The organism is Stenotrophomonas pictorum JCM 9942 (assembly GCF_001310775.1).
Classification (GTDB): domain Bacteria; phylum Pseudomonadota; class Gammaproteobacteria; order Xanthomonadales; family Xanthomonadaceae; genus Stenotrophomonas; species Stenotrophomonas pictorum.
Genome location: NZ_BAZI01000637.1, coordinates 1 through 1,027 on the forward strand (window position 1 = coordinate 1; position 1,027 = coordinate 1,027).

The 1,027-nt window shown below is 67.2% G+C and carries 1 protein-coding gene; it reads right to left on the reverse strand.

Features of this window, described 5'->3' with window-relative positions; translation table 11 throughout:
- Window positions 1-51 precede the first annotated feature (51 nt).
- The gene (gene ppk2 / locus JCM9942_RS16710; protein WP_054660962.1) at window positions 52-834 is read right to left on the reverse strand and encodes a polyphosphate kinase 2; all 783 of its coding nucleotides are present in this window, start codon (window positions 832-834) and stop codon (window positions 52-54) included.
- Window positions 835-1,027: the final 193 nt, after the last annotated feature.

The window sequence follows — 1,027 nt, forward strand, 5'->3', positions numbered from 1 at the left end:
CGTGGACGCCGCCGCTCCGGGGCATCTCGTCCGTCGCCGCCGCCGGGGTGTTCAATCGCCGACGGGGAAATCCGGCACGGGTTGCAGCACGCTGTATTTCTCTTTTTGGGGGGTGCCGGCGAGTGGCGGCAGTTCGATCGGCGGCTCGTCGACACGGGTGTCCGGCAGCCGGTCGAGCAGATTGCGGATCAGGGTGAGGCGCCCGCGCTTCTGGTCATTGAAATCCACCAGCGTCCACGGTGCGTGTGCGGTGTGGGTGGCGGCGAGCATGGCGTCGCGGGCTTTGCCGTACTCGGCGTAGGCAGGGCGTGCCTTCAGATCCACCGGTGACAGCTTCCAGCCTTTGAGCGGATCGTCGCGACGCTGCGCGAAACGCTCTTCCTGCTGTTGCTGGTCCACCCCCAGCCAGTACTTGAACAGCAGGATGCCATCGTCCACCAGCAGTTTCTCGAAGGCAGGAGCCTGCGCGAGGAATGCCTGGTACTGCGCATCGGTGCAATAACCCATCACCTTTTCCACGCCGGCGCGGTTGTACCAGCTGCGGTCCATCAGCACGATCTCGCCGGCGGCGGGCAGGTGGGCGATGTGGCGCTGGAAATACCACTGGGTGCTTTCGCGCTCGGTCGGCCGGGGCAGGGCGACGACGCGGCACTGACGCGGATTCAGGTGTTTGGCGATGTCCTGGATCGCGCCGCCCTTGCCGGCGGTGTCGCGGCCTTCAAACAGCGCCAAGATGCGTTGTCCGCGGTGCGCGGCCCAGCGCGCCATATTGGCCAGTTCCAGCTGCATCGGTTCGAGCAGCTGTTCGTACTGCTTGCGCTTGAGCTTGCCCATAGGCCCTCCAGGTCGGGAAGCGCCGAGCCTAGCGCAGGCCGCGGTCAGCCGGCGTCAGTGCCGTGCCAGCCGTGGTGACGGGCAAGCTGCTGCAGCAGGGCCGCAAAGTCGCTGGCAAAACCTTGCATGTCGAACAGGCCCGAGTGTGCGCGGGCGGCGCGCAGCCGCGCGCGTAGCGCCTGCAGCGCGCTGC